20 protein-coding genes are annotated in these 24,628 nt (G+C 62.5%); 13 read left to right on the plus strand and 7 right to left on the minus strand.

Features of this window, described 5'->3' with window-relative positions; all coding sequences use genetic code 11:
• The first annotated feature begins 359 nt into the window (after positions 1-359).
• Positions 360-2,849 carry a ComEC/Rec2 family competence protein gene (locus VLU25_19560; GenBank protein HSR70135.1) on the plus strand — a complete coding sequence of 830 codons (2,490 nt, stop codon included), beginning with the start codon at positions 360-362 and terminating at the stop codon, positions 2,847-2,849.
• A 337-nt stretch (positions 2,850-3,186) separates the two neighbouring features.
• Here VLU25_19560 and VLU25_19565 read toward each other — a convergent pair whose 3' ends face one another.
• Positions 3,187-4,155 (minus strand): VWA domain-containing protein, encoded by a 969-nt coding sequence (locus VLU25_19565; GenBank protein HSR70136.1) that lies wholly within the window; start codon positions 4,153-4,155, stop codon positions 3,187-3,189.
• Positions 4,156-4,531: 376 nt separating this feature from the next.
• Positions 4,532-5,959 carry a sigma-54 dependent transcriptional regulator gene (locus VLU25_19570; protein ID HSR70137.1) on the minus strand — a complete coding sequence of 476 codons (1,428 nt, stop codon included), beginning with the start codon at positions 5,957-5,959 and terminating at the stop codon, positions 4,532-4,534.
• A 390-nt stretch (positions 5,960-6,349) separates the two neighbouring features.
• Between VLU25_19570 and VLU25_19575 the strand changes: the two genes are divergently transcribed.
• The 12 genes from VLU25_19575 (at position 6,350) to VLU25_19630 (ending at position 17,363) form a co-directional block, all read left to right on the plus strand.
• The gene (locus VLU25_19575) at positions 6,350-6,592 is read left to right on the plus strand and encodes a hypothetical protein (protein ID HSR70138.1); all 243 of its coding nucleotides are present in this window, start codon (positions 6,350-6,352) and stop codon (positions 6,590-6,592) included.
• A 276-nt stretch (positions 6,593-6,868) separates the two neighbouring features.
• A complete protein-coding gene (locus VLU25_19580; GenBank protein ID HSR70139.1) occupies positions 6,869-8,038 on the plus strand; it encodes a GAF domain-containing protein in 1,170 nt (389 codons plus the stop codon).
• Complete coding sequence (locus VLU25_19585; GenBank protein HSR70140.1) at positions 8,035-9,279, plus strand: ATP-binding protein; 1,245 nt, start codon at positions 8,035-8,037, stop codon at positions 9,277-9,279. The genes VLU25_19580 and VLU25_19585 overlap by 4 nt, the downstream gene beginning before the upstream one ends.
• Positions 9,276-10,604, plus strand: coding sequence for a sigma-54 dependent transcriptional regulator (locus VLU25_19590; GenBank protein HSR70141.1), 1,329 nt, complete (start codon positions 9,276-9,278; stop codon positions 10,602-10,604). The genes VLU25_19585 and VLU25_19590 overlap by 4 nt, the downstream gene beginning before the upstream one ends.
• Positions 10,605-10,745: 141 nt before the next feature.
• A complete protein-coding gene (flgB, locus tag VLU25_19595) occupies positions 10,746-11,144 on the plus strand; it encodes a flagellar basal body rod protein FlgB (protein ID HSR70142.1) in 399 nt (132 codons plus the stop codon).
• A 5-nt stretch (positions 11,145-11,149) separates the two neighbouring features.
• On the plus strand, positions 11,150-11,599 hold the full coding sequence (flgC, locus tag VLU25_19600; GenBank protein HSR70143.1) for a flagellar basal body rod protein FlgC: 450 nt from the start codon (positions 11,150-11,152) through the stop codon (positions 11,597-11,599).
• A gap of 15 nt (positions 11,600-11,614) precedes the next feature.
• Complete coding sequence (fliE, locus tag VLU25_19605) at positions 11,615-11,923, plus strand: flagellar hook-basal body complex protein FliE (GenBank protein HSR70144.1); 309 nt, start codon at positions 11,615-11,617, stop codon at positions 11,921-11,923.
• 266 nt (positions 11,924-12,189) lie between these two features.
• On the plus strand, positions 12,190-13,794 hold the full coding sequence (fliF, locus tag VLU25_19610) for a flagellar basal-body MS-ring/collar protein FliF (protein ID HSR70145.1): 1,605 nt from the start codon (positions 12,190-12,192) through the stop codon (positions 13,792-13,794).
• 24 nt (positions 13,795-13,818) lie between these two features.
• A complete protein-coding gene (gene fliG, locus VLU25_19615; GenBank protein HSR70146.1) occupies positions 13,819-14,853 on the plus strand; it encodes a flagellar motor switch protein FliG in 1,035 nt (344 codons plus the stop codon).
• Positions 14,843-15,526 carry a FliH/SctL family protein gene (locus VLU25_19620; protein ID HSR70147.1) on the plus strand — a complete coding sequence of 228 codons (684 nt, stop codon included), beginning with the start codon at positions 14,843-14,845 and terminating at the stop codon, positions 15,524-15,526. Before fliG ends, VLU25_19620 begins: the two co-directional genes overlap by 11 nt.
• A 6-nt stretch (positions 15,527-15,532) precedes the next feature.
• On the plus strand, positions 15,533-16,852 hold the full coding sequence (locus VLU25_19625; GenBank protein ID HSR70148.1) for a FliI/YscN family ATPase: 1,320 nt from the start codon (positions 15,533-15,535) through the stop codon (positions 16,850-16,852).
• Between the two features lie 79 nt (positions 16,853-16,931).
• Positions 16,932-17,363, plus strand: coding sequence for a flagellar FliJ family protein (locus VLU25_19630; protein HSR70149.1), 432 nt, complete (start codon positions 16,932-16,934; stop codon positions 17,361-17,363).
• On the opposite strand, the gene VLU25_19635 is transcribed toward VLU25_19630, so the two are convergent.
• The 5 genes from VLU25_19635 to VLU25_19655 all read right to left on the minus strand — a co-directional run bounded on the left by VLU25_19635 (position 17,360) and on the right by VLU25_19655 (position 24,588).
• Positions 17,360-20,008 (minus strand): cation-transporting P-type ATPase, encoded by a 2,649-nt coding sequence (locus VLU25_19635; GenBank protein ID HSR70150.1) that lies wholly within the window; start codon positions 20,006-20,008, stop codon positions 17,360-17,362. The genes VLU25_19630 and VLU25_19635 overlap by 4 nt on opposite strands.
• A 40-nt stretch (positions 20,009-20,048) precedes the next feature.
• Positions 20,049-21,131: a succinylglutamate desuccinylase/aspartoacylase family protein gene (locus tag VLU25_19640; protein ID HSR70151.1), complete on the minus strand. Its 1,083-nt coding sequence runs from the start codon at positions 21,129-21,131 to the stop codon at positions 20,049-20,051.
• 43 nt (positions 21,132-21,174) lie between these two features.
• Positions 21,175-22,080, minus strand: coding sequence for a 30S ribosomal protein S6--L-glutamate ligase (rimK, locus tag VLU25_19645; protein HSR70152.1), 906 nt, complete (start codon positions 22,078-22,080; stop codon positions 21,175-21,177).
• Positions 22,081-22,098: 18 nt separating this feature from the next.
• Positions 22,099-22,587 carry an ATP-dependent zinc protease gene (locus VLU25_19650; GenBank protein HSR70153.1) on the minus strand — a complete coding sequence of 163 codons (489 nt, stop codon included), beginning with the start codon at positions 22,585-22,587 and terminating at the stop codon, positions 22,099-22,101.
• A 1,338-nt stretch (positions 22,588-23,925) separates the two neighbouring features.
• Complete coding sequence (locus tag VLU25_19655) at positions 23,926-24,588, minus strand: DUF3124 domain-containing protein (protein ID HSR70154.1); 663 nt, start codon at positions 24,586-24,588, stop codon at positions 23,926-23,928.
• Positions 24,589-24,628: the final 40 nt, after the last annotated feature.

The raw sequence follows: 24,628 nt of genomic DNA on the forward strand, positions 1-24,628 counted from the left end.
TGCCTGGATCGCCGCAAGGATGCGCCTCCCACCCGCCGACACACGGGGGAAGCCGGTTTGCATCAAGTCAGGGGCTGGCCGGCTGGCCCCTCCGAGCGAAAAGGTCACCTGCTTCCTCAGCAGCCGGCCTATGCCCGCCGCCGCAAGGTGGCGCATCCTACCTTCCAGAAAAGCAGCTTCCTTGCCCAGCAGCCGTGTCGACAGCGGGCCAGCCACTAACATGGTGCAAACCAGCCTCCCCCGTGTGTCGGCGGGTGGGAGGCGCATCCTTGCGGCGATGGGCACAACGGCCGTATCGGCTCATTAGTTGCTCGGGCGGCGATTTCGTAGATTCGACGACCAGCAGCGTTATAGAAGGTGTGAGGACTCTTGCCCGCCGGCTCTATCACCTTGAAATGGCCCTGCACCGGAGGCTGGGTCGGCTGCGCCGCTTCTTGCTGCTCAATCCCTGTCTGCTGTTGGCAGTGCTGCTGACGGCTTTGGTGGCCGCGATCGGACCTCCCGCCCGCCCCGCCTCCCAGGTCGATCTGCAGCGGACGGCCGAGGTCGAGGGCGGCATTGCCGGCCGTCCCCAGTTGCTCCGCGGAGATCTGCGTCTGCAGGTGCGTCCCCGCAGCCTGCGCCAGAGCGGACGCAGCGTCCCTTATCCACATCTCTTGCAGGTCTCCCTGCCCTGGGAATCTTCCCAACCCTTGCCCCGCGGCGGCGACCTGGTGCGCTTCAATGCCCACCTGCGCGAGCCCTCTTTTTTCGCTACTCCCGGAGCGCCCGATTTCCGCCGCATCTTCTTCCTCAAGGGCATCCTCCACCAGGTCTACCTCAAGTCCGCCCGTCAATTGCGTTTGACCGGGCCGGCTGCAACTGCTTTCTACGGGCGTCCTTGGAAGGCCGTGCGTGAACTCCTGTCGCGCTACCGCGACCGGCGGCGTCAGCACCTCGATCCCAGAGCCTGGAAAATCCTGGCTGGCGTTTGTCTGGGATTGAGGCCGGATTGGGACGACGCCGAGTGGAGGCGGCTGCAACGCCTGGGGCTGATCCACCTCTTCGTGGTTTCGGGACTGCACGTGTCGCTGCTGCTGGCCCTGCTCCACCGCCTGCTGCGCCGCTGGGGACGTGCGGGCACGCTCCTCACGCTGGCTTTGCTGTGGACTTATGTGGCGGCTTCGGGCGCGGGCGTCCCGGCCCTGCGGGCCGCCCTCATGGGGACTCTCTTCTACCTGCTGTGGACGGAAGGATTGCAGCGCCAACCCCTCAACGCCTTGGGACTGGCCGGCCTGCTGGTGCTGATCTGCTATCCTGCCAGCCTTTTCCAGCGCGGCTTCCAGTTTTCTTTCCTCTCGCTGCTGGCCATCGGCCTCTTCTACCTCCCCCGCGCCCGCCTCATCGACCAGGCCTGCCGCGGATGCGCCGACGCGGGCGCCTCCAACCTGCGGGTGGAGCGAACGCCCGCCCAGCGCCTGCGCCGCCGCATGCGCTTCGCGCTGGAAGAACGGCTGGCTTTCGTCCCCGCCCTCTGGACCCGACGCCCTCTGAGGTGGCTTTCGGCTTTGCTGCGCTGGACGGTTCCCCTGACCGTCATCAGCTTCTTCATCCAGATCACCACGCTGCCCCTGGTCCTCGAGCAGTCCAACCGCTGGCTGTGGACGCAAGTGCCTTCCAACCTGTTGCTGACCCCCGTCATCAGCCTCATGCTGCCTCTGGGGCTCCTCGACCTGTTGCTGTCTGGCCTTCCTGGCGCGGACGCGCTCTCCTCCTGGGCCGTGGAAACGTGGGGCATCCTCTGCTACGAACTGATGAGGACGGCCGAAGCCGGATCCGTCAGCTCCTTCCTGCCCCATCCCCGTGTATGGGAGGCCGCGCTCTACTTTCTGCTGCTGCTCATCCCTCATCTGGCCCTCGCGGGCAAGGCCCGCTGGGGAGGGTATCTTGCGCTGCCCTTGCTGCTCTATCTGCGGCTGGCGCTGGCCGGCATGAGTCCGTCTCCTTGGCCCGCTGAGCTGCTGGCCGTCACGCTCATCGACGTGGGACAGGGAGAGGCCATCCACCTCGCCTACCCCGGAGGCTCCAGCGCCATGGTCGATACGGGAGGAAGTTGGCGCAGCAAGGGCCTGTTCGACTTCATCGGATGGCGGGTCACCGCCCGCTACCTGTGGGACATCCGCTCGCCGGCACTGCGCTACCTTCTGCTCACCCATGAGCATTCCGACCATGCCGGGGCCGCTGCCGTCATCCAAAAGCTTTTCTCCCCCGCCACGCTTTTTCTCTCCCCAGGCCATCCGCGGGAAGGGAAGCGGCTCTACCGCGGAGACTTCTTCCATCTTGAAGGTGTCGAGCACCGCGTCCTTCATCCGTCTTTGCAGGATCGAGGAAGCGACGCCAACAACCGCTCGCTGGTGCTGCTGCTCAGCCACGGCCAGTGCTCGATTCTGCTCACGGGAGATGTCGAGTCCGCCGCAGAGCGCGCCATACGCCATCTCTTAGAACCGGTCACCGTTCTCAAGGTAGCTCATCACGGGTCGGCCGGCAGCACCTCCTCGCCATTCCTCCGCGCTGTCGGGCCCCACTTGGCGCTCATTTCAGCCGGACGAAGCAACCGCTTCGGCCATCCTTCGCCAAGCCTGCTGGCGCGCCTGGAGGACCGCGCCATCCCCTGGTATTCGACTTCCACCCACGGCTCCCTGCGCTGGACCAGCGACGGAAGGCAGTGGAATCTGGCGGCATACCTCGGCGAAGCCCGCCGCTTCACAAGCGTCGCCCAGGGCTCTTGCTCGCCCGCGGCCCATGAGCGGCGCGACCGCCTGCAGCTACTAGGTGGCCAACAAGTTCACACACGCCTCAAGTTTCAGTGACCGCGGTGAAGACTTAATTGCTCTCGGCGGTATGATTGCTACGCATAGTGCTGCCGGTCATTAGTTCTGAGCCAGGGTCCTCCGTTCCTGTCCCTGACAGGGACAGATTCGCCAGCCCAGGGTCAGCCGCGGCGAGCGTTAGCGAGACGGCGGCGCCACCCTGGGTTTCAGAGGGCAAAGGTCTGAACGCGTGGAATAACGCGACAGGGTGGCTCAAAACTTCTGACGCACTGCACTAGGCCAGCAGGGAAGGCGGCAGGGCCAAAAGCGTCCATAGCATCAAAGCTGGGCCGTCGTCATGAAAGAACACCAAGCAGCGCTCTCAGCCGGGGAGGGTTCATTCAGGGGAGGTCCAGGCGTATTGGCGGCGGTGGAAAATGCGGCCTACGTCGGCCCGGCATTCCACTTCGATCTGGCGGAAGCGCCGGTCGGACTGGTGGGGAGGTTCGAAGGTGAGCAGGTACTGGTTCTTCAGCTCGCGCGCCACCTGAGCGTAGCTGCTGCGCAGTTCCACCAGCCGGGTTGGGAAGAGCACGCGTCCGCCGGTGGCTTCGGCCAGATGCTGCATGGCCGTCTCTTTTTCCTCGAAATAGATCTCGACGTAGTCCTGATCCTCTTCCAGCACCTTCTTCATGACTTCGTTGAGAAATTCCACCCGGTTGCTCTTGGCCACCTGGGGCTTGATGATGCGGGTGCGGCTGACGATGTAGAGCGAGACGTCGTTCTCGAGCAGGCTGTGGATGGTTTCTTCGTAGTTGCTCAGGCTCTGGTTGTCGAGACCGTCGGTCAGCACGATGATGACCCGCCGTCCGCTCACCATCTTGATGGTTTCGCGGGTGGTTTCCAGCAGCGCGTCCCAAAGGGCGGTCCGCAAGCCCGGTTCCAGCTTCTTGAGGGCCTTCTTGATCTTCTTGCGACGGTTGGTCCAGCCTTGCAGCACCTCCACCGTCTCGGCGAAGCTGATGAGGGCGAAGTTGTCTTGGGGACCGAAAGCCGAGACGAAGCGGAGGGCGGCCACCTTGATCTCGTCGATCTCATCTTCCAGGCTGCCGCTCACGTCGAGCAGCAGGGCCACGTTGACGGGCGCTTCGGTGAGGAGGAAGTTCTCGATGGGACGCTGTGAGCCCTCGTCCAGCACCCTGAAGTCGTCGCGGGTCAGATTGTTGATGAGCTTGCCCCGCTCATCCATGACGGTGACGGGAACCTTGATGAAATTGGAGCGGACGCGGAAAGTGGGCGAAGGATCGTCCTGTGCCAAAGGGAAAAGCGGAAAAAAGAGCAGCAGCAGCACGAGAAGACGGCGCATGGCAACAGTATAGCATCACGCCAAGTGGGCAATATCTGCCCGCTTCAGACGGCAGATTCTGCCCGCCCGCCAGATTCTAGGGCCGCCGGTCATAAGTTCTGAGATCGGGCCTCCCGTTCTTGTCCCTGACAGGGACAGATTCGCCAGCCCAGGGATCAGCCGCGGCGAGCGCCAGCGAGACGGCGGCGCCACCCTGGGTTTTCAGACGGCCAAGGCGTGAACGCTGAAAGCGTGGAATAACGCGACGGGGTGGCTCAAAACTTCTGGCGCACTGCACTAGGGCCGACAGGCGGCCAACAAGTTCACACACAAGCTAGTTTCAGCGACTGCGGTGAAGGCCAATTGCTCTCGGCGGCATGAGGCTGCTCGTCAGATTCTAGGAAGCCGAAAAATCCTCCAGCAGATTCATACGGCGCAGTTTCTCCACCAGGGTGGTTCGCTTCAGGTTGAGCAGGCGGGCCGCCTTGCCCTTGTTGCCCTGGGTGCGCTTGAGCGACTGGCAAATCAGGTTCTTCTCCAGTTCGCTGACCACCTGATTGAGATTGATGCCCTCGTTGGGAAGCTGAAGGTAGTTTTTGAGCAGCTCCCCTTCAGGCGTGATGCCTTCGCCTGCTTCGCCTCCGAATAGAGAAGGAAAATGCTCCACGTCCAGCACCTGGTCTTCGCCGGCCAGCACGCAGGCCAATTCCAGCACGTTGCGCATTTCGCGCACGTTTCCGGGCCACTTGTGGGCCATCAGAAGCTTGAGGGCGGCGGGGGAGATCTTGCGTTCGGCTTCGTCGTCCTCCTGGGCTACCAGCTTGAGGAAGTGGTTGACCAGCAGCGGAATGTCGTCTTTGCGTTCATGCAAGGCGGGGAGCTGGATGGGCACCACGTTGAGGCGGTAGAAAAGGTCTTCCCGGAATTCGCCGTCCTCCACCTTCTTGCGCAGGTTGGCGTTGGTGGCGGCCAGGATGCGTACGTCCACCCTTACCGTCTGGTTGGAACCGAGCTTTTGAAACTCGCGCTCTTCCAGAACCCGCAACAGCTTGATCTGCAAGTTCATCGGCATGGTGCCGATTTCGTCCAGGAAAAGGGTGCCGCCGTTGGCCTGCTCGAATTTGCCGATACGGCTTTGACGGGCATCCGTGTAGGCGCCCCTTATGTGCCCGAAGAGCTCGTCTTCCAGCAGATTCTCAGGGATGGCCCCGCAATTGATGGCCACGAAAGGAGCTTTGGCACGCGGACTCTGATTGTGGATGGCGCGCGCCACCAGTTCCTTGCCCGTGCCGCTCTCGCCGCTGATGAGGACGGTCTGGCTGCGTCCCGCCACCAGTTCCATGAGGCGAAAGACCTTCTTCATGGAGGCGCTGCGCCCCACCATGCTGCGGGGCTTGCGGAAAGCGACCACGTTGGAATCGGTTTCCAGTTGGCGCCGCTTTTCCTCCATCAATTCGTCGATGCGGCTGCCCAGTTCGTTGACCTTGAAAGGCTTGGAAATCAGGTCGGCGGCGCCTTTTTTAAAGGCCCGCGCTGCCACCTCCATATCCTTGACTCCGGTCATGATCATGACCTTGGTCATGGGACAACGAGATTGGATCTCTTCAAACACCGTGAGTCCGTCGGCGTCAGGCAACAGATAATCGGCCAAGACCAGGTCGAAGACCTGCTCGGTCAACTTGCTGCGTGCCTCGCCGGCGGTGGATGCGCTCTCGACTTCCCAACCTTCATCCTGCAAGTAGTCTCGGAGTGCGCTGGTCAAATCGATATCATCTTCCAGCACCAGCACCGAGGGTTGTTGAACCGCTTGAGCTGCTTCCGCCATGTTTCCTCCCGCTAACTCGTGCTTCCCCCGCATCGGCTGCGGCTACCAGTTGGCAGGCAAATTGCTTCACTAGTAAACCTTGCCGTTTGGGTGTATGTCAAGGCCTATATTGAGATCAGCCATCCGTCTGACGAATGCCAAATCTTCAACGGTTGCTTTCACACTTGTCAGTCGAAGTCGTGCTTCCCCCCGCGAGCCCTCTGTTCACCTAAGTTGTAGACGAGACCGGCGGGTTCTTTGCCTCTTCCCTAGTTTAAGCAATCTCAGTGCCAAGAAGTGGAAAAAAATGCCTGTCAAGCCTAAAGTCTTTTGCAACCTGAGCCGATGTGAAGCTTGAGGACCGGGGCCCAAGTTCTCAAAGAAGTCGCATGGAGGCGCACGGTAAATCCGATGATCGAATTCACTGGACAGGTCAACCCCATCCTGCGGATCGCTGAGAGGCAGAGCGCTCTTCAAGGCAGGCGTGAAGCCGCTTTAGAAAACAAAGCACGCACCTCTCAGGCGGCCTCGGCGGCCCACTCCCTGGCGGCCTCCGAGGAGGGTCCCGGCGTGGTCAACTTCGAATACGTTCCTTCGGGACGGGTTCAGCTCAACCAACAGGAGCGCCAGCACCTCATCGATTTTTTCGAGTAGCGGGTGCTGTACTTTCCGCCCGTCCATTCCTTGACGGACGCTTTGTCAAAAACTTGACACTGCTTGAGATTTTCTGCGTCCGCCCCTTGCCGCCTCTTGCAGCAACATCCCCCGGCGCCCTTCGGCTGCCTTGTTTTCGCCTATTGATAAGGCGGGCGCGGGCCAGGCGGGCGGCGCGCGAGGGCGGGTTCGGCTCATTCGACGGCCTACGTCGGCGCCTTGGCATGGGGCTTGCTTCGCTGCTCCTCTGCACGTGTTTTTTGTGGAGGAACCGATTTGAACACGCTCATCCTGGCCACTTCCGACGACAGCCTGCAGAGCTGGACCGCAGAGGATTTTCCCGCCTTGCAGTCGGTGCCTTTCGTCCAGGCCGACACCGAGAGCTGGAACCGGGCGGTGGCCGTCTTCCTGGACCGGGGGCAATCAGGCCTCCGGGATGAAATACCTGATCATTGCAAGGCCCCTCTGCTCTGTGTGGCGGACCGCCAGGAGCGGGAGCGCCTTGAACAAGAAGGGATTTTTCAGGTCTTCCCTTCCGCTCCTGCACGCCAGGAGTGGACCTCCTCGCTGCGGCGCGCGCTGCGCCTCGCGCGCGCCGAGCGAAGGGTGGAACACTTGCGCCGGCTCAATCGCCGCCGTCGCCGCGAGATCCGCGACCTGTGGCGGACGGGTGAAATCGTCCGCGAGATGACCAGCACCCTCTACATCGAAGACATCCTCAAGAGCATCCTCCACGGCGTCCGGCGCCATCTTGAACTGGACCGCGTCATGTTGGGGCTGATCAACGGCTCCTCCAAGCGCGAGGAGATCAAGGTGGCGCTGGGCATCGACCGCGATCGACTGGAAGGAGCGGTGTGGGCCGTCGATGAAAGCTCTCCCGTGTGGACGCGCCTGGCCAGCCGCGGCACTCCCATGCGGGTGGAGATCGAGCAGGAAAGGGGCCTGCCGCCCTTCATCACGCGGGTCTTTCCCAAGGCCTTCGTGAAGGCGCCTCTGATTGTGCGCAAGCAGATCCTGGGAACCATCATGTGCGACCGTTCCCGGGGTGAGATCAGCGCTCGCGACCTGCGTCTGCTCAGGGTCTTCTGCCAGTACGCCGCCATCGCCATCCAGAACGCCCGCCTCTATTACGACGTGCTCAAGTCGGAAGAGGAACTGCGCGAGGCTCACGACAAACTGGTCAGGGCCGAACGGATGGCCGTGATCGGGCAGATCGCGGTGAGCATCAACCACGAGATCAACAATCCGCTCTGCAATATCAGCCTGATCGCTCAGACGGTCAACGACCAACCCGAGGGCGAGCTGTCTCCGCGTCTGCGCCAGATGCTGGCAGATCTGGAGGAGAACGTCGACCGAATCCAGGCCGTCACACGCAAGCTGGCGGGACTCAAAGAAGCGCCTCTGACCGAATACTTGCCCAATCAGATGATGGTGGACCTGAAATGAGCTTGCCAGCCCTTGAAGACCGATCGAGCGCCCCCAAAGCCGGCGCAAAAGACACCGAAAGGCTGCGTCAGGCCTTTGATTCCTTCGCCGAGATCTCCTCTTCGCTGGAAAAAGCCTACGGCGACTTGCAGGCCAAAGTGCGCAGCCTCTCTCGCCAGCTCGAGGAGAGCAACGACTATCTGGAAACGGTATTGCAGAGCTTGCCTTGCGGCGTTTTGGTGGTCGACGGTCAGGAGCGCGTCAAGACGCTCAACCGTCAGGCCAGGGAACTGTTGGGGCTGCAAGGGCAAGTTTGGGGGCAGCCGTCGGAAGGATCCCTTTCAACCTCCCGGGGATCCTGTCCGGCGCTGCCGTCCTTGCGCGAATTGATTGAGAGCATCCCCTGCGGCCAGGACTTCGCGGTCCTCTTCAGCCGCAGTCCCGCCCCCCGAGAGATCACTCTGCAGCAGCCGCGGCCGCGGCATCTGGCCTGCGCCTTCTCCTCCACCAAGCGGGGAGAGCGGCTGCTGGTGCTTCAAGACATTACCGAACTGCGCCGCCTGCAAGAGCGGATGCGTCGTCAGGAGCGGTTGGCCGCCATGGGCGAAATGGCCTTCGAGGTGGCTCACGAGATCCGCAACCCGCTGACCGGACTGGGCCTGTTCGCGTCCTTGCTGCGCGAGGACGACCTTTCGCCTGAAGAACGCAACCGCTTCGTCGACAACATCGAGATCGGAATCCGCACCTTGGACGTCACGCTCACCAACATGCTCTGCTTCTCGCGCCGCAAAGAGCCTGATAAGCAGCCCTTGGATCTGGCCGCACTGCTGCAGACCACGCTCGATTTCATGAGTCCGGTGGCCCAGGAACGCGGCATCGAGCTGCGTACCCGCTTCGAAAGCCGGGCCCTGGTCGAGGCCGATGAAGAAATGATGCGCCAGGTCTTCATGAACCTGGTCCTCAATGCCCTGCAAGCCCAGTCCCGAGGCGGGAGCCTGGAGGCTGGCACGCAAGAGCTGGGAGAAAGCTTGCAGGTCCATATCCGCGACAGCGGTCCGGGCTACCGGCAGGACGGCAACGCGGTCTTCGAGCCTCGCTTCGCCACCGACGAAAAGGGCCGCGGACTGGGACTGGGAGTGGTCAAGAAAGTGGTCGAAGCCCATGGAGGCGAGGTGCGCCTGAGCAGCCGCCAGGATCAATCGGGCCGCGGCGGCGGCAACCAATTCACTTTGATTTTCCCTTTGGGAGCTGAAAGCCGATGAAACAGGTTCTAGTCGTTGACGACGAGCAGCAGATTCTCAGCGCTATCGACGCCACACTGAGCCGAAAGGGCTATGCGGTCACCACGGCGGGCAACGGGCAAGAGGCGCTGGGCAAGCTCAACCAGGGCTTCTTCCAAGCCGTCATCACCGATGTCCGCATGCCCCGCATGGACGGCATGGGAGTTCTGCGCGAGATCAAGCGCAAGGCCCCCGAGACTCCCGTCATCCTGCTGACCGGCCACGGAACCGTCGACAACGCCGTGGAAGCCCTCAAGCAAGGGGCCTTCGACTACCTGATGAAGCCTTTCACCTCCAAGCAGTTGGAGGACGTGCTCAACAAGGCCACCCGCTCCATGCCCGACGAGGACGACGAGCAGGGAGAGGCCGACCAGCCCGGACGCATCCTGGCCCGCGACCCCAAGATGAAGCAGTTGCTGAACATGGCCGCCCAGGCGGCGGAAAGCGACGCCACCGTGCTGGTGGAAGCCGAAAGCGGCACCGGCAAAGAACTGCTGGCGCGCTACATCCACCGGCGCAGCCGCCGCCACCGCGGACCCTTCGTGGCCGTCAATTGCGCCGCCCTGCCCGACGAACTGCTGGAGAGCGAGCTCTTCGGACATGAAAAAGGGGCCTTCACCGGGGCCCTCAAACGCAAGCCGGGCAAATTCGAATTGGCCGACGGCGGCACCATCCTCCTGGACGAGGTCGGCGAGATGCCGGCTCTTCTGCAGGCCAAGCTGCTGCGCGTCCTGCAGGAAGGCGAGATCGACACGGTGGGAGGGCTGCAGCCGGTGGCGGTTGACGTCAGGGTCGTCGCCACAACCAACTGCAACCTGAAGGAGGCGGTCGGGGAAGGCCGCTTCCGCGAAGATCTCTACTATCGCCTCAACGTCATTCCTTTGACGATTCCGCCCCTGGGCCGTCGAAAAGATGACATCCCCCTGCTGGTCAGCCACTTCTGCCGCAAACACGAGCAGGGCGAGGAGCGCAAGCACTTCTCTGAAGAGACTCTCGACCTGCTGCAGAAATACGACTGGCCCGGCAACGTGCGCGAACTCGAAAACGTGGTGCGCAGAGCCCTGGCCATGTGCCGCAATCCGGTGGTCTCGCCCGGCGATCTCTTCCTGCAACTCGACGAAGAGAAGGCCGGCGGGGTGCAGCTTAAGGCGGGCCTGTCGCTGCGCGAAATGGAAAAGGAAATGATACGCGTGACGCTGGAGGAAACCGGCGGCAACCGCACGCATGCCGCGGAAATGCTGGGGATTTCCCTGCGCACGCTGCGCAACAAGCTGAAGGAGTATCGCGAGGAAGGCGACTACTATTAGCGAGCAGCCTCATACCGCCGAGAGCAATCGGGCCTCACGGCGGTCGCTGATGATTGGCTCGTGAGTGACGGCCGCTTCGCGAACGGCTCCCCGGGCAGGATTTGCCCAGTCTCCTGCCTGGAGGGAGCCCGGAGGTGCCTGATGGACCTGTTTAAAGACAGCGGAATCGACCGCATGGCCAGCTACCTGGACTTCGCCGCCCGGCGCCAGCAGGTCATCAATTCCAACATCGCCAACATCGAGACCCCCGGCTATCAGGCCAAGAGCCTGGAGTTCGAGAGTCTCTTCCGCGAGGAATTGGAATCGGGATTGCATCTGCGCACTACACGCGCTGGACATGTGACGGGCCCTCCCGAGCTGATTCGGGAAACGGCCCGCGTCCGGACGCTGCCCACGGGCGCGCTGGGGAACGACCTCAACAACGTCGATCTCGATCAGGAGATGACCCAGTTGGCGCAGAACGTACTCAAGTTCTCGGCCGTGTCGCAGATGATCCAAGGACGCCTGCAGATGATCCGGCGGGTGATTGAAGGAGCTTAGTCATTATGAGCGGACTTTTCTCAGCCCTCGACGTCAGCGCTTCGGCGCTTCACGCCAACCGGCGGCGCATGGAACTGCTGGTGACCAACATCGCCAACTCGCAGACCACCCGCACCGCCGAGGGCGGACCCTACCGCCGCAAGGACGTGGTCTTCATGTCCACGCCCATGCAGGACTTCCGCAACCTCTACCTGAGCCTGCTGGAAGAGGAGCCCCAACTGGAAGGAGTCAGGGTCTCGCGGGTGGTGGTGCAAGAGGGCGAGCCGCAACTGCGTTATCAACCCAATCACCCCGACGCCAACGGGCAGGGCTTCGTGGCCTATCCCGACATCAACCCCATCGAGGAAATGGCCAACTTGATGGGGGCAACCCGCTCCTACGAGGCCAACATCAAGGCCTTCGAGGCGGTCAAGGAAATCGTACAGCGCTCCATTGACCTGGGACGCCGAGGCTAAGGACGAGGTTGAGTCATGAGCGACGTATTCATTAATCAGACCAGTCCCATCCAGCAACTGGAGGACCTCAAGAGGGGTTCGCAAGCCAAGGGCGCCGAGAACTCCGAACGCTTCGCCGAACTGCTCAACGAAGCGCTCAGCGAGGTCAACGAGCTGCAAAAGACCTCTGACGCCGAGGTCGGCAAGATTCTCTCCGGCGACATCAAGGACGTTCACAGCGCCATGATCGCCATGCAGAAGGCCGACCTCTCCTTTCAGATGGTCATGCAGGTCCGCAACAAGCTGGTGGAGGCTTATCAAGAAGTCATGAGAATGCAGGTCTAGTGTTGCCGGTCAAAAATTCTGAGCCAGGGCCGCCGTTTTTTGTCCCTGAAAGGGACAGATTCGCCAGCCCAGGGTCAGCCCCGGCGCGCGCCAGCGAGACGGCGGCGCCACCCTGGGTTTCAGACGGCAAATGTGCGAACGCTGAAAGCGTGGGATAACGCCACAGGGTGGCTCTAAACTCCTGACGCACTGCACTAGTAGTTGGCGGGAAGGGCCGCAGGGGCCCTCCCAGGATCTTCCCGCAGCAGGGAAGGGGAGGCTGAATCATGCCGGGAATCTTGGCGCAGTTGAAAGCGCTTAACGACAACTTGTCGGTCAACCAGAAGCTTTCCATCACCCTCCTGGGGCTGGTGACGCTCTTTGGTTTGCTGGGCTTTGTCTACCTCATCAACCAGCAGAGCTATCAGCTCCTCATCTCCGACGTGGACGCCGCCACCTCCCAGCAGGTGGTTGAGCGGCTCGAGAACAAGGGCATTCCCTACCAGTTGTCCAACTCGGGACGCAACATCGCCGTCCCTCCCGAGAGCCTCAATGAAGCCATGCTCGAGATCGCCGGCGAAGGCCTGGTCAACAAGGGCCGCGTGGGCTTCGAGATTTTCGACGAGAACAGTTGGACAACTACCGAATTCGGCGAGCGGGTCAAGTTTCAGCGGGCCCTGGAGGGTACGCTGGAACGCACCATCCTGGAGCTGGAAGAGATCTCCAAAGCGCGCGTCCACGTGGCTTTCGAGAAGGAATCGGTCTTTACCGAGCAGAAGCAGCCGGCCAAGGCCTCGGTGGTGGTGGGCCTGCGCTCGGGACGCTCCCTGCCGGCCCGGAAAGTGGCGTCCATCGAAAACCTGGTGGCTTCGGCCGTACAGGGCCTTTCGCCCGACAACGTCACCGTGGTGGGAGACAACGGCGCGCTTCTTTCTCAAAGCCGTCCCGACACCGAAATGCTCAATGAGCAGCAGATCCAGTTGCGCCAGGGCATGGAAAGGGAGCTGAGCGAAAAAGTCCGCCGCCTGCTGGAGCGCACCGTGGGTGAGAGCAAGGTCGAGGTCGAAACCTCGTTGGCACTGGATTTCTCCCAGGTGCATGAGAAGGAACTGATCAAAGATCCCGTGCTCCTCTCGGAAGACGAGATCAGCCGCCGCGGCCCCGACGGTCAAGGCGTGGGAGGGGTGCCGGGAGTGGCCTCCAACCAGGGCGCCGAACCCGAGCCGGGATCGGAGCGCTCGGGCGCCCAGATGACTCAAACGCGCCGCAATTACGAGCATTCCCTGCTGGAGCGTTCCAGCCGCGCGCCCGGAGGCGAAATCAAACGCATCTCCATGGCCGTGGTCATCGACCACAAGACCGCCCAGCAGCAGAACGGGCAAGGCGAAACGGTGGAGGAGCGCGTCCCCTGGACGCAGGAAGAACTCGACCAACTGCGCAGCCTGGTTTCCTCGACCATCGGCTTCGACGCCCAGCGGGGCGACAGCCTGACGCTCGAGAACATCCCTCTGCTAGAGCCCGTCCAGCCCCAGGTGACGGCTCCAGCGGGCGGCGGATTCATGGATCAGGTGCGGCCGCTGATCTGGCCCGTCCTGCGCTGGACGGGGATCGTGGCCCTCTTCATGCTCTTCTACCTGATGATCTTCCGTCCTCTCAAACGGCAAGTCTTCAACTATGTGGAATCCCAACCGCCGGCCCAATTGGCCCAAGGACAGAGCAAAGGACAACGCCAACTCGGCGGCGGGGCCCGCGCCGCCCTGCCCGAGGCCCAGGAAGAGGTGGAGATCGACGACGACGAGCAACGCAAGGCCGATCTCATCGACCTGGCCCGGCGCAAGCCCGAAACCGTGACTGGACTGCTGCGGGATTGGATGTCTGAACAGGGTGTGTAGACCTGAAGAGAGGAGTCAAGCCAAATGCCGACGGTAACCGTCAAGCAGGATCCCAAGTCGATGGCCGGACCTTACAAGGCCGCCATACTGATGCTCTATCTGGGCGAATCGGTAGCCCGCGAAGTCTTCAAGCGGATGAGCGACGACGAGGTGATGCGGATATCCCAGGAAATCGCCCGCTTGGGCAGCGTGTCCTCCGACATCAGCAAGGCTGTGGCCGAGTACACCCATCGACAACTGGTGGCCAGCAAATCATTGCTGGGTACCATGGAGTCGGCGCAGAAGCTGCTGGAATCGGCTTTCTCCCCCGATGTGGCGCGCGGCTACATCCGCGAGATCGCCGAAAGCTCCCAAGTCACCGCCCGGGGCAGGGCCCTGCTGCAGAAAGCCGACCCGCGCCAGCTCTCCAAGCTGCTGCAGGTCGAGCATCCGCAAACCATCGCCCTGGTCCTCTCCAATGTCTCGCCCGACCTTTCGGCCAAAACCGTGGCCCTGCTGGAGGACGAGCTGCGGGCCGAGGTGTGCATGCGGCTGGCTTCGCTGGAGCAGATCTCGCCTCCCGTCCGCGACCGCGTCATCGATATCCTGGCCAACAAGCTCGACACCCGCAACCACCACATGGAAAGCGGCACCAGAGGAGGCGTCCGCCGGGTGGCCGAGATCTTCAACAACATGGACCGCGACGTCAGTCAGTCCTGCCTGGAGCAGATCGAGCAAGAGAATCCCAACATGGCTCTGGAGATCCGCAACAACATGTTCGTCTTCGAGGACCTTCTGGTGGTAGGCGACCGCGAGATGCGCAAGATCATCCAGGCCATCGACAAGCAGGTGCTGGTGACGGCCCTCAAAGGCACCAGCGATGAACTCAAGGAGCACTTCTTCAGCAACATGTCGACGCGGGCCGTGGACATGCTCAAGGAAGACATGGAAGCCATGGGGCCCATTCGACTCAAGGATGCCGAAAAGGCCCAGCAGGAGATCGTCGCCACGGTCCGCGACCTGGAACAACAGGGGCAGTTCGACCTGGGCGCCGGCGGAGCGGAGGAATATGTCAGCTAGACTCGCCGACCCCAACAAGGTTCAAGCTTTCAGCTTCCGATCCCTGGATGGAAGCAAGAGTCCTCAGGTGCCGGGCTTTCTCAAGGACAAGCAGGACGGCCCGCAGCCCTCGGGCAAGACCGCCTCCAGCTCAGCCTCCGGGGAAGAGGACAACCGCCGCAAGTCGCGCGATTCTCACGAGGTCGAGCGGGAAGCCTTCGAGAAGGGATTCGCGGCCGGAGAGCGCGCCGGCATGCAGATGGCGGAGAAAAAGACCGACGCCGTGCTGCGCCGCTTCGCCAATTCGCTGGAAAAGATCGCCCGCCTGCGCGACGAGCTGTTGGGGCAATGCGAGAAAGACCTGGTGGCGCTGGCGCTGGAAATCGCCCGCCGCCTGGTCCACCGCGAGATCGAGGTGGACGAGAAGATCATCGGCACCTTCGTAAGAGTGGCGCTGGAAAAGCTTCACGTCGACAGCCGCGTCACCATTTATCTGCACCCTGACGACCGCGAGATCTTGTCCCGCAACCTGGACGAGTTTTTCTCCGACCGTCAGGACATCGAAATCACCTTGCGCTCACGCCAGGACCTCAATCGGGGCGACTGCCAGATCGAGTCCGACTACGGGAACATCGACGCCCGCATCTCGGAGCAGTTCCGCGAGATCGAGACCGGACTGCTGGGCAACCTTTAAAGCGCCATGGCCATCGACCTCAGCACCTACCGCCGCCGGCTTCCAAACATCGAGCCGCTTAAGATCACGGGACGCGTCAAACGGGCCGGCGGACTGGTGATCGAGTCGGACGGTCCGCCCGCCAGCGTGGGGGAGATCTGCGAAGTGCATCCCCGGGGGGCTTCGCGTCCCGTGCTGGCCGAGGTTATCGGCTTTCGCGACAAGTCTCTGCTCTCCATGCCCGTCTACAACGTCGACGGCATCAAGCTGGGCGATCCCATCATCTCCCGCAAGCAGCTTCCCCAGGTGGAGGTGGGCGAGGGACTGCTGGGACGCGTGGTGGACGGCAACGGAAACCCCATCGACGACAAGGGACCCATCGCTTCAGCCGAGCGCTACCCGTTGCACCGTCCCGCTCCAGGACCTCTGAAGCGGGCTTCCATCGACCAGGCTCTGGGCACCGGAGTGCGCGCCATCGACGGCATGCTGCCTATCGGACGAGGACAGCGCGTCGGCATCTTCGGCGGATCGGGCGTGGGCAAATCGACCCTCCTGGGCATGATGGCCCGCTACACCGAAGCCGCCGTCACTGTCATCGCCTTGGTGGGCGAGCGGGGACGGGAAGTGAGCGCCTTCATCGAGCGCGACCTGGGTGAAGAGGGACTCAAGCGCTCGGTGGTGGTGGTTTCCACCTCCGACAACCCTCCCCTCATGCGCATCCGCGCGGCGCTCACGGCCACGGCCATCGCCGAGTACTTCCGCGACTGCGGCAGGGACGTGCTGCTGGTCATGGACTCGGTGACCCGGGTGGCCATGGCCCAGCGCGAGATCGGATTGGCGGCCGGCGAACCGCCTTCCTCCAAGGGCTACACACCCTCGGTCTTCACCCTGCTGCCCCGCATGTTCGAGCGGGCCGGAAAGCTGCGCAAGGGAAGCATTACCGGCTTCTACACCGTGCTGGTTGAAGGCGACGACATGAACGAGCCCATCGCCGACGCCGTACGCGGACTGCTGGACGGCCACATCGTCCTCTCCCGCCAACTGGCCTGGCGCAACCACTTCCCCTCCATCGCCGTTCTCGACAGCGTCTCCCGACTGGTCTCCGAGGTCTCTTCAGAGGAGCAGTTGGAAGCCGGCGGACGCTTGCGGGAACTGCTGGCCACCTACACCAAGGCCGAAGACATGATCAACATCGGGGCCTATTCCAAGGGCTCCAACGCCAAGATCGACCAAGCCATCGCCCGCATCGACCACATCAACTACTACCTGAAGCAGAAATTCGACGAAGAAGTCCCCCGCGAAACGGCGATTAAGGAATTGCTGCAAGTCGCCGGGAAAAAGGGATGATGCCGGCTGGCATGAGCTCGCCTAAGTGGGAAATGCGATATGCGGAGTTCGAACTTGCTTTAGAGGGAATAAGGTAACGGTGAAAAAGTTTAGGTTTCCCTTGCAGGCAGCTCTTGACTACGCCCTCCACAAAGAAGACATGGAGAAAATGGCGTTGGCCGAACTGCAGGCTGAGCGCGTCGAGTTGACGGCCAGGCAAAAGGAGATCTTTCAGGCCCTGCACAAAGCCGAGGACGAGCGCGCCGCCGGCGCCGAGATGACTTCCGGCGAGTTGCAGATCTACAATCGCTTCATCGACAGTCAGCGCAAGCGCCTGCAGCGCATGAACCTGGCCATCCGCGGCCTCGACTCCAAGATCCGCGCCCAGCGCCGCAAGCTGGTCGAGGCCAGCCGGAAGCGCAAGACTCTCGACCGCCTCAAAGAACGCCAACACTCCGCCCACACCCAGGAAGCTTCCCGCCTCCAGCAGCAAGAATCCGACGATCTCCACCTCCTCCGCCTGCCGCGCTAGCCCGCAAAGCGGATCTTGGGGGCGAAGAGGCCCAGCAGGGCGGGGAGGAAGCTGAGGGAGAGGATGAGCGTCCAGCCGCCGCTCCCCGGCGGACGCGTGTCGAGGAGGCCGGCCAGGGGAGGCCAGTAGACGGCGGCCAGCAGCAGCGCCACGCAGAGGGCCGTGGCCGCCCAGATCCAGGGGTTGCGGGTGATGTCGTTGTCGAGCGCCGAGGCGTCGCGGTCGCGCAGGTTGAGGACGAACCACAGCTTGGCGAAGGCCAGGGTCAGGAAGGAAACCGTTATGGCCCGTTCCCGCTCGAATCCCAGGCCCGCCAGGGCGATGCTCAAGCCGGCCAAGACGCAGATAGCGATGACTGAACTCCAGGCTGCCAGGGCCCTCCAGTGATGGCGGGTCAGCACGCGCTCGCGAGGATCGCGGGGAGGAAGGTCCATGACTTTGTCCGACCCCGGCCCAAGCCCCAGCGCAAGGCCCGGGAAGACGTCGGTGAGGACGTTGAGGTAGAGGATCTGCAAGGGCAGCAGGGGAATTGGCGCCTGGGCCAGCGCGGCCGCCGTCACCGCCAGGATCTCGGCGATGTTGGTGCAGAGCATGAACATCACCGACTTGCGGATGTTGGCGAAGGTGATGCGTCCCTGGCGGACGGCCGTGACGATGGTTGAAAAGGCGTCGTCGCGCAGCACCATGTCGGCCACCTGCTTGGCGGCATCGGTGCCTCGCCCTCCCATGGCCACTCCGATGTCGGCCTGCTTGAGGGCGGGAGCGTCGTTGACCCCGTCGCCGGTCATGGCCACGATCTCGCCGCGTTCCTGGTAGAGCCTGATAAGGCGCAGTTTCTGCTCTGGCGTAACGCGGGCGAAGACTCTGGTCTCCAGCAGCCTTTGGTCTTCATCAGGCGACTCGGGGTCGATGTCTTCCAGTTGGCCGGCCTGCATGGGAGGACCGTGATGCTCTTCCACCAATCCCACACGTTTTCCGATGGCCGCCGCCGTCGAGGCCTGGTCTCCCGTAACCATCACGGCGCGGATGCCCGCAGCCTGACAGCGGTCGATAGATTCGCGGACTTCTTGGCGGGCCGGGTCGAGCAAGCAGGCCAAGCCCACCAGGCACAGATCCTGGTAGGGGTCGTCCTGCAGATCGCGCACCTGCTTGTCGGCCAAGGCCAACAGCCGCAGCCCCTCTCCCGCCAGGTCGTCGGCGCGCTGCTGCCACTCTTGGCGCTCCTGATCGTCAAGCGGACGTTTGCCGTCGGCGTCGGCCATGTGAGTGCAGGCCTTGAGGACGGCTCCCGGAGCGCCTTTGACGGCAACGTAGTAGCGGTCTTCGCCCCTGTCGTCGCCGTCCTGGTGAAAAGTGGCCATCATCATGACGTCGGGGTCGAACGATTCTTCCCGCACTTCGGGCATCGACTCCAGCAAGGACTGACGTTCCATTCCCAAGCGCCGGGCCGCTGCGAGCAGGGCAATCTCGGTGGGGTCTCCGGCGGCGTTGTCTTCGCTTTCCAGAACGGCGTTGCTGCACAGTGCACCGATTCTCATCAGGCGGCGCAGGTCCTTTTCGCCGCCCCTCGGGCCATCGGACGAGGAAAGATCATACCTGCCCCGGGGCGTTACCGCCGACTGCAGCTCCATACGGTTTTCGGTCAACGTTCCGGTCTTGTCGGTGAAGATGACGGTGGTGGCGCCCAGGGTTTCCACGGCGGTCAGGCGGTGGACCAGGGCGTTGCGCCGGGCCATCAGCCACATGCCGCGGGCCAGGGCGATGGTGGAGACGATAGGCAGTCCCTCGGGAATGGCAGCCACTCCCAGTGCGATGGCTGTTTCGATCATGAGCAGCGGATCCTGTCCCGAAGCCAGCCCGGCAGCAGCCACCAGCGCGGCGATGCCGAGCGTGATCCAGGCCAGGCGGCGTCCCAGGTCGTCGAGCCGTTTCTGCAGGGGAGTGACCTTCCCTTGGGCCTGTTCGGACAGTTCCGAGATGCGCCCCAGTTCGGTGCTCATTCCGGTGGCCGTGACCACCCCTTGGCCCCGGCCCTCGGCCACCGAGGTGCCCCTGTAGAGCATGCAGCGGCGTTCCGCCAGCGGCGCCTCAGGATCGACCGCTTCAGTGCGCTTGCTGACGGGAACCGATTCGCCGGTGAGGGCCGCCTCGTTGACCCTCAGAGCCTCGGCTTCGAGCAGGCGGATGTCGGCCGGGACCAGGTCTTCGCCTTCGACCACAACGATGTCGCCGGGCACCAGTTGCCAGGTGGCGATTTCCGTCACTTCCCCCTGGCGGCGCACCTTGGCAGTTTGCCGGCCCATGTCTCGGATGGCTTCCATCGAGCGCATGGCCTTCCACTCGCTGAAGAATCCTATCAGGGCATTGACCAGCGTCACCCCCACCAGGGCCAGACCCTCGGGCCAGCGGGCCGTGGCGAAGGCGGCCACCGCGGCAGCCACCAGCAGCAGGATGACGATGCTCTTGAATTGATCGAGCAGGATGATCCAGATGCTGCGGCCGGTGCTGCGCCGCAGCCGGTTGGGCCCGTGGCGCTTCCGGCGCTCGTCCGCTTCCTCTCCACTCAGTCCGCGCTCAGCGTTCCCCTCCAGGCGGTTCAGAGCTTCCTCCACTGACAGGGAATGGAATGGCCTCCGTTTATCCATCGAACTAGACACTACACGAGAGAGACTCTCGGGGTGAACGTCAGGAGCGGCGGCGGGGGAAGGATTGGGGTTCGGAGGCGGTGGGTTTGAGGCGTTCTTCGAAGGCTTCCAGGGAGATGTCGGCTTCTACGGTTTTGTCGGGCAGGCCGATGTGGAAGAGGGCGTCGCCTTTGTGGATGAGGGGCAACTCGTGGCGGCCGATGATGATGCCGTCGTGTTCCGAGCGCACTTCTCCGCAGGTTTCGCAGTAGGGATCGGTGATGATACCCAGCAGGTCTCCCTTGCTCACCCGGGCGCCCAAGGCCACGGGCTGGGTCAGGACCCCGCTGATGGGAGCGCGCACCCAGGAACTGGAAGCCGCCACGATGGGCTCGGCGTTGTGGCTCGAAGCCTTCTCTCCAGCCGGCTTCCGGCGGGTGCGCTTCTTGGGCAGCATCCCGATGCGGCGCATGACGTTGATGACGCCGCTGAGGCCCAGGCGGATGCAGGCTTCGTCGAAACGCAGCGCCTCTCCCGCCTCGTAAAGCAGCATGGGGATCTGCCGCTCATCGCTGACGGCTTGCCGCAGGGAGCCGTCGCGCAGGGTGGCGTCGACAATGACGGGGGCTCCGAAGTGGCGGGCCAGTTCGGCCGTCCGCTCGTCGCTCATGTCGCAGCGGATCTGGGGCAGGTTGAAGCGGTGATAGGAACCGGTATGGAGGTCGATGCCGTAGTCGGCATGAGCCACGATTTCCTTCATGAAGAGATGGGCCAGTTGAGAGGCCAGCGAACCCTTGGAGCCTCCGGGAAAGACGCGGTTGAGGTCGCGGCGGTCGGGCAGGTAGCGGGAGCCGTAGACGAATCCGAAGACGTTGACGACGGGAATGGCCAGCAGGGTTCCCCGCAAACCCTCGAGCACCTTGCGTCCCAGCAGCCTCCGTATGATCTCGGTCCCGCTGATCTCGTCCCCATGGACCGCGGCCGACACGAAGAGCGTCGGCCCCTGCCGCTTGCCCCGCAGCACATGAACCGGCATCGACATCGAGGTGTGGGTATAGAGCCGGGCTATGGGCAGATCGACCGTCACCCTCTCTCCCGCCTTAACGCTGCAATCCCCGATGACAAGCTCAGGTATTTTGCTCATAGCTGTACTTCGCACTTCGCTTATCGTACCTCGAACTTGCCGTTTAGCCTTTTCCTTTAGTCCGGGTCCGGTTGGGACGGGCGTTCTTTTCAATAAACTCGATGATCTTGCCGGCGATATCTTTGTTGGTAGCGCTTTCAATGCCCTCCAGCCCGGGAGACGAGTTAACCTCCATCACCACGGGCCCATGATTAGAGCGCAGCAGGTCGACGCCGGCCACGTTGAGGCCCATGGTGCGGGCGGCGCGGGTGGCTGTGGAGCGTTCTTCGGGCGTGATCTTGATGACCGTGGCGCTGCCTCCGCGGTGAATGTTGGAACGGAACTCGCCTTCCTTACCCTGCCGTTTCATGGACGCCACCACCTTGTCGCCAATCACGAAACAGCGCAGATCGGCCCCTTTGGCCTCGGAGATGAACTCCTGCACCAGGATGTTGGCCTTGAGTCCGCGGAAAGCCTCGATGACGCTGCTGGCGGCCTGATCGGTTTCGGTAAGGACCACTCCGATGCCCTGGGTGCCCTCTAACAGCTTGACCACCAGCGGAGCTCCACCCACCAGCTTGATGAGGTTGTCGGTGAACTTGGTGGAGTGGGCAAACCCGGTCACCGGCAGCCCGATGCCCTTGCGGGCCAGCAACTGCATGCTGCGCAACTTGTCGCGGGCCCGGGTGATGGCCACCGACTCGTTGACGCTGTAGACACCCATCATCTCGAACTGGCGTACCACGGCGGTGCCGTAGAAGGTGATAGAAGCCCCGATGCGCGGAATGATGGCCTCGTATCCCCGCAGCTTGTCCTCTCCGTAGTAGATGGAGGGGTTGTGGGAGGTGATGTTCATGTAGCAGCGCAGCGGATCGATCACCCGCACCTCATGCCCGCGCTTCTTGGAGGCTTCCACCAGGCGGCGGGTGGAGTAGAGTTCAGATTGACGCGACAGAATGGCTATCTTCAAAATCTTGTCCTTTCCGGGTCAGGTGTCCTGGGGGGAGAGTTCAGATCGGTAGACTTGGGAGCGCCGTCCGAAGAGGAACGATTTGGCGGGGTCGACTTGCAGCCGTCCGCGCATGGCGGTGCGTCCCAGCAGCATGCGGAAGAGCATGGTTTCGCGGTTGGTGAGGGTGATCTCGATGTCCCACTGATACTCGCCCAGCCGCAGTGGAGAGGAAATCACCAGGCGCCTTTCCCCGTGCCCTCCCGAGTCGGTCACCCGACGCTGGTCAATAACAGGCGCCTCGCAGCAGCGCACGACCTGGGTGTCCTTCTGCAACGGATGCATCCAAAAGCGCACCCACAGCGCGCCATCTCGGCGAAAGCTCTCGAGCTGATAAGAATGCAGCGCCGAAGTGCGTGCCCCCGTATCCACCTTGGCTTTAATGGCAGGAATCCCCAGTTCCGGCAATTCCACCCATTCCCTCCACCCCAGCGTCACCAACTGCGCAGTTTTCTCCCCATCAGCCATGCCTAGCGACGCTACCACAAACCGAGCCGGCCCGGCACCTTCAGACCATGGTAGGGCTTGGGCTGATCAAGAAAGTCCCGTCAACGACAGTCCGTCCCTCAAGAGGATGAGCGCAAACCCTATCAGAAGGATCCCGAGGCATCTCATTGTCCAAAGGTACTCAGCTCCCGTTAGGAAATGACGCGATCGCCCAACGGCCAATGCAAGGGCCACCTTTGATCCCACCAGGCAGACATAAAACAGGGCAACGAACCCCACGGCTGAGGACACCGACAGGCTGTAGGCCTTGAGAGTGGTTGGAACACCTACGGCAAACCAGAACAAGGATGGATGAGGGCTTAACGCATTGGTCAGTGCACCCTTCAGGTAAGAGCGCGGGGCCTCCCGGGCCAAGTCAAGTTCAACAGGCTGCTGAGGTAGACTGGACACGCCGAGGTGCCCGACAAAACACTCCGACACGGCACCCGGGAGGGAGTTCGCATAGCAGACCGACACATTCTCATCGGAGCCGGTGGGGTGCAGGCGCTTGTTAGCCAGAGCAACACCTACGCCGCTTGCAACGGTTCCAGATCGGCTCGTTGGATAGTCGGCATCCCGAGTTCCCGAAGTACTCGGTTCAGCGACACGACCGTGACTTGCCCGGGTGCCGTAATTTCGATCCCGATCGGCTCCCCTCCCCGACTGTAGTCAATAACAAGCCCCGGGTCGGCGCGCCTGCTGCGATAGCTCTTCGCACCAGGCCGGCGAGGCAGATAGAGGTAAGCGGCCAGGGGTTTCCCGTGCCGAAACGTAACTTCAAGATAAGATTCTTTCATCTGAGTTCACCACACTGGGTACGCCGTTACGACGACCAACAGTTCGCCATTCTCCTCAGGCTCGACAATCACTTCCCAGGCACGGCGGCGATGCCAGGTTTCAACGACCCACCGGCCATCGACAACGTCTCGGCGATGAGATTGCGCTTTCTGAATCATGGTCCTCAAGTCTACCGCGTTGAACCGCCGATCCTCCATTCGCTTTAGCAAATGAGGACTGAGTTCGAGTTCCCAGTCCCACCACTCCGATAAGGCAGCAAGGCAAAGGCACGCACAGCTAGGCCACTCCTTCCAGATCCCGATGCCCAACTCCCCATGGAATAAAGTATATTCCCCTCAGTTTCTGTCTGCAAAACTTGCTAAAATCAGCAAAGCCATAGGCTGCTGCAACTGAGATGCGGTCCCGTGCGGAGCGCCCGGCAATTCCAGGGCGTGGAACCATTTTGGCGGCATTTCGGCCGAGGCTTAGGATGGGTGTCCCTATTCCCGATTCGGTAACCGGTCCACAGGATCCCCGCTGTCGCTACTGTGGCTTTTCCGTCGGCGGATTGGCCGGTTGGGCGGCGCTCCCTTCATCGGTCGCAGCGTCAGGCAAGGCGTAGCTGATAACCGAGCCCCGGCGGGCGAATGAGATGCCCTGCCGTGACTTCGTGTCGATCATGACCGCTTCGATGATCGGTTCGGTGACGGGTGAATTCGCATACCACTCGACGAGGAAGTTGGCTCCGCTTCCACCGGAGGCGTCGTCCCGCTCGACAACCACCTCGGTGGTGCCGAGAGCGGGGAGACGGACCGGCTTGTTCAGGTACGATCTGACCTCGTTGCCGCGGGTATCGAAATAGCGCACGGATTTGACGATGATCTCGGTGTCCAGACTCGTGTTTCGAACACTGAGAGTGATCGTCAGCAGATGCGGAACGCCGGCCTGGTGATACACATGCGAGTAGGCTGGAACGTAGACCACCTGGCCTTCGACCGGGTTGGCTGCCAGGTGATAGAGGTCGTAGCGGGGCTGGCCGCCCGCCTCGAGAGCCTCCGGCGGATTGTGCTTGAGGGTGTCTTCGAAAGCGTCAAGACGCTGGTCGAGATAGATCGTATAGATAATCAGCGGCACGAAGAACGCGACCAACCCACCGAGCAACAGCCTCACTTGTCTTCCTACCGGATCTGCGCCCTTGACCGTCATGCGTGACTCCAAATCGACAGGTTCCCCGAAACGCCGCAAA

Source organism: Acidobacteriota bacterium, from assembly GCA_035471785.1.
Classification (GTDB): domain Bacteria; phylum Acidobacteriota; class UBA6911; order RPQK01; family DATIPO01; genus JANQFM01.

Coding starts and splice junctions, on each gene's coding strand:
- VLU25_19565 (HSR70136.1), bottom strand. CDS start 4,155: ATGCGCCGTCTTCTCGTGCTGCTGCTGCTCTTTTTTCCGCTTTTCCCT.
- fliE (HSR70144.1), top strand. CDS start 11,615: ATGAGCGACGTATTCATTAATCAGACCAGTCCCATCCAGCAACTGGAG.
- VLU25_19575 (HSR70138.1), top strand. CDS start 6,350: ATGATCGAATTCACTGGACAGGTCAACCCCATCCTGCGGATCGCTGAG.
- VLU25_19655 (HSR70154.1), bottom strand. CDS start 24,588: ATGACGGTCAAGGGCGCAGATCCGGTAGGAAGACAAGTGAGGCTGTTG.
- flgB (HSR70142.1), top strand. CDS start 10,746: ATGGACCTGTTTAAAGACAGCGGAATCGACCGCATGGCCAGCTACCTG.
- VLU25_19650 (HSR70153.1), bottom strand. CDS start 22,587: ATGGCTGATGGGGAGAAAACTGCGCAGTTGGTGACGCTGGGGTGGAGG.
- VLU25_19590 (HSR70141.1), top strand. CDS start 9,276: ATGAAACAGGTTCTAGTCGTTGACGACGAGCAGCAGATTCTCAGCGCT.
- VLU25_19570 (HSR70137.1), bottom strand. CDS start 5,959: ATGGCGGAAGCAGCTCAAGCGGTTCAACAACCCTCGGTGCTGGTGCTG.
- VLU25_19585 (HSR70140.1), top strand. CDS start 8,035: ATGAGCTTGCCAGCCCTTGAAGACCGATCGAGCGCCCCCAAAGCCGGC.
- flgC (HSR70143.1), top strand. CDS start 11,150: ATGAGCGGACTTTTCTCAGCCCTCGACGTCAGCGCTTCGGCGCTTCAC.
- fliG (HSR70146.1), top strand. CDS start 13,819: ATGCCGACGGTAACCGTCAAGCAGGATCCCAAGTCGATGGCCGGACCT.
- VLU25_19640 (HSR70151.1), bottom strand. CDS start 21,131: ATGAGCAAAATACCTGAGCTTGTCATCGGGGATTGCAGCGTTAAGGCG.
- VLU25_19635 (HSR70150.1), bottom strand. CDS start 20,008: ATGGATAAACGGAGGCCATTCCATTCCCTGTCAGTGGAGGAAGCTCTG.
- VLU25_19625 (HSR70148.1), top strand. CDS start 15,533: ATGGCCATCGACCTCAGCACCTACCGCCGCCGGCTTCCAAACATCGAG.
- VLU25_19620 (HSR70147.1), top strand. CDS start 14,843: ATGTCAGCTAGACTCGCCGACCCCAACAAGGTTCAAGCTTTCAGCTTC.
- fliF (HSR70145.1), top strand. CDS start 12,190: ATGCCGGGAATCTTGGCGCAGTTGAAAGCGCTTAACGACAACTTGTCG.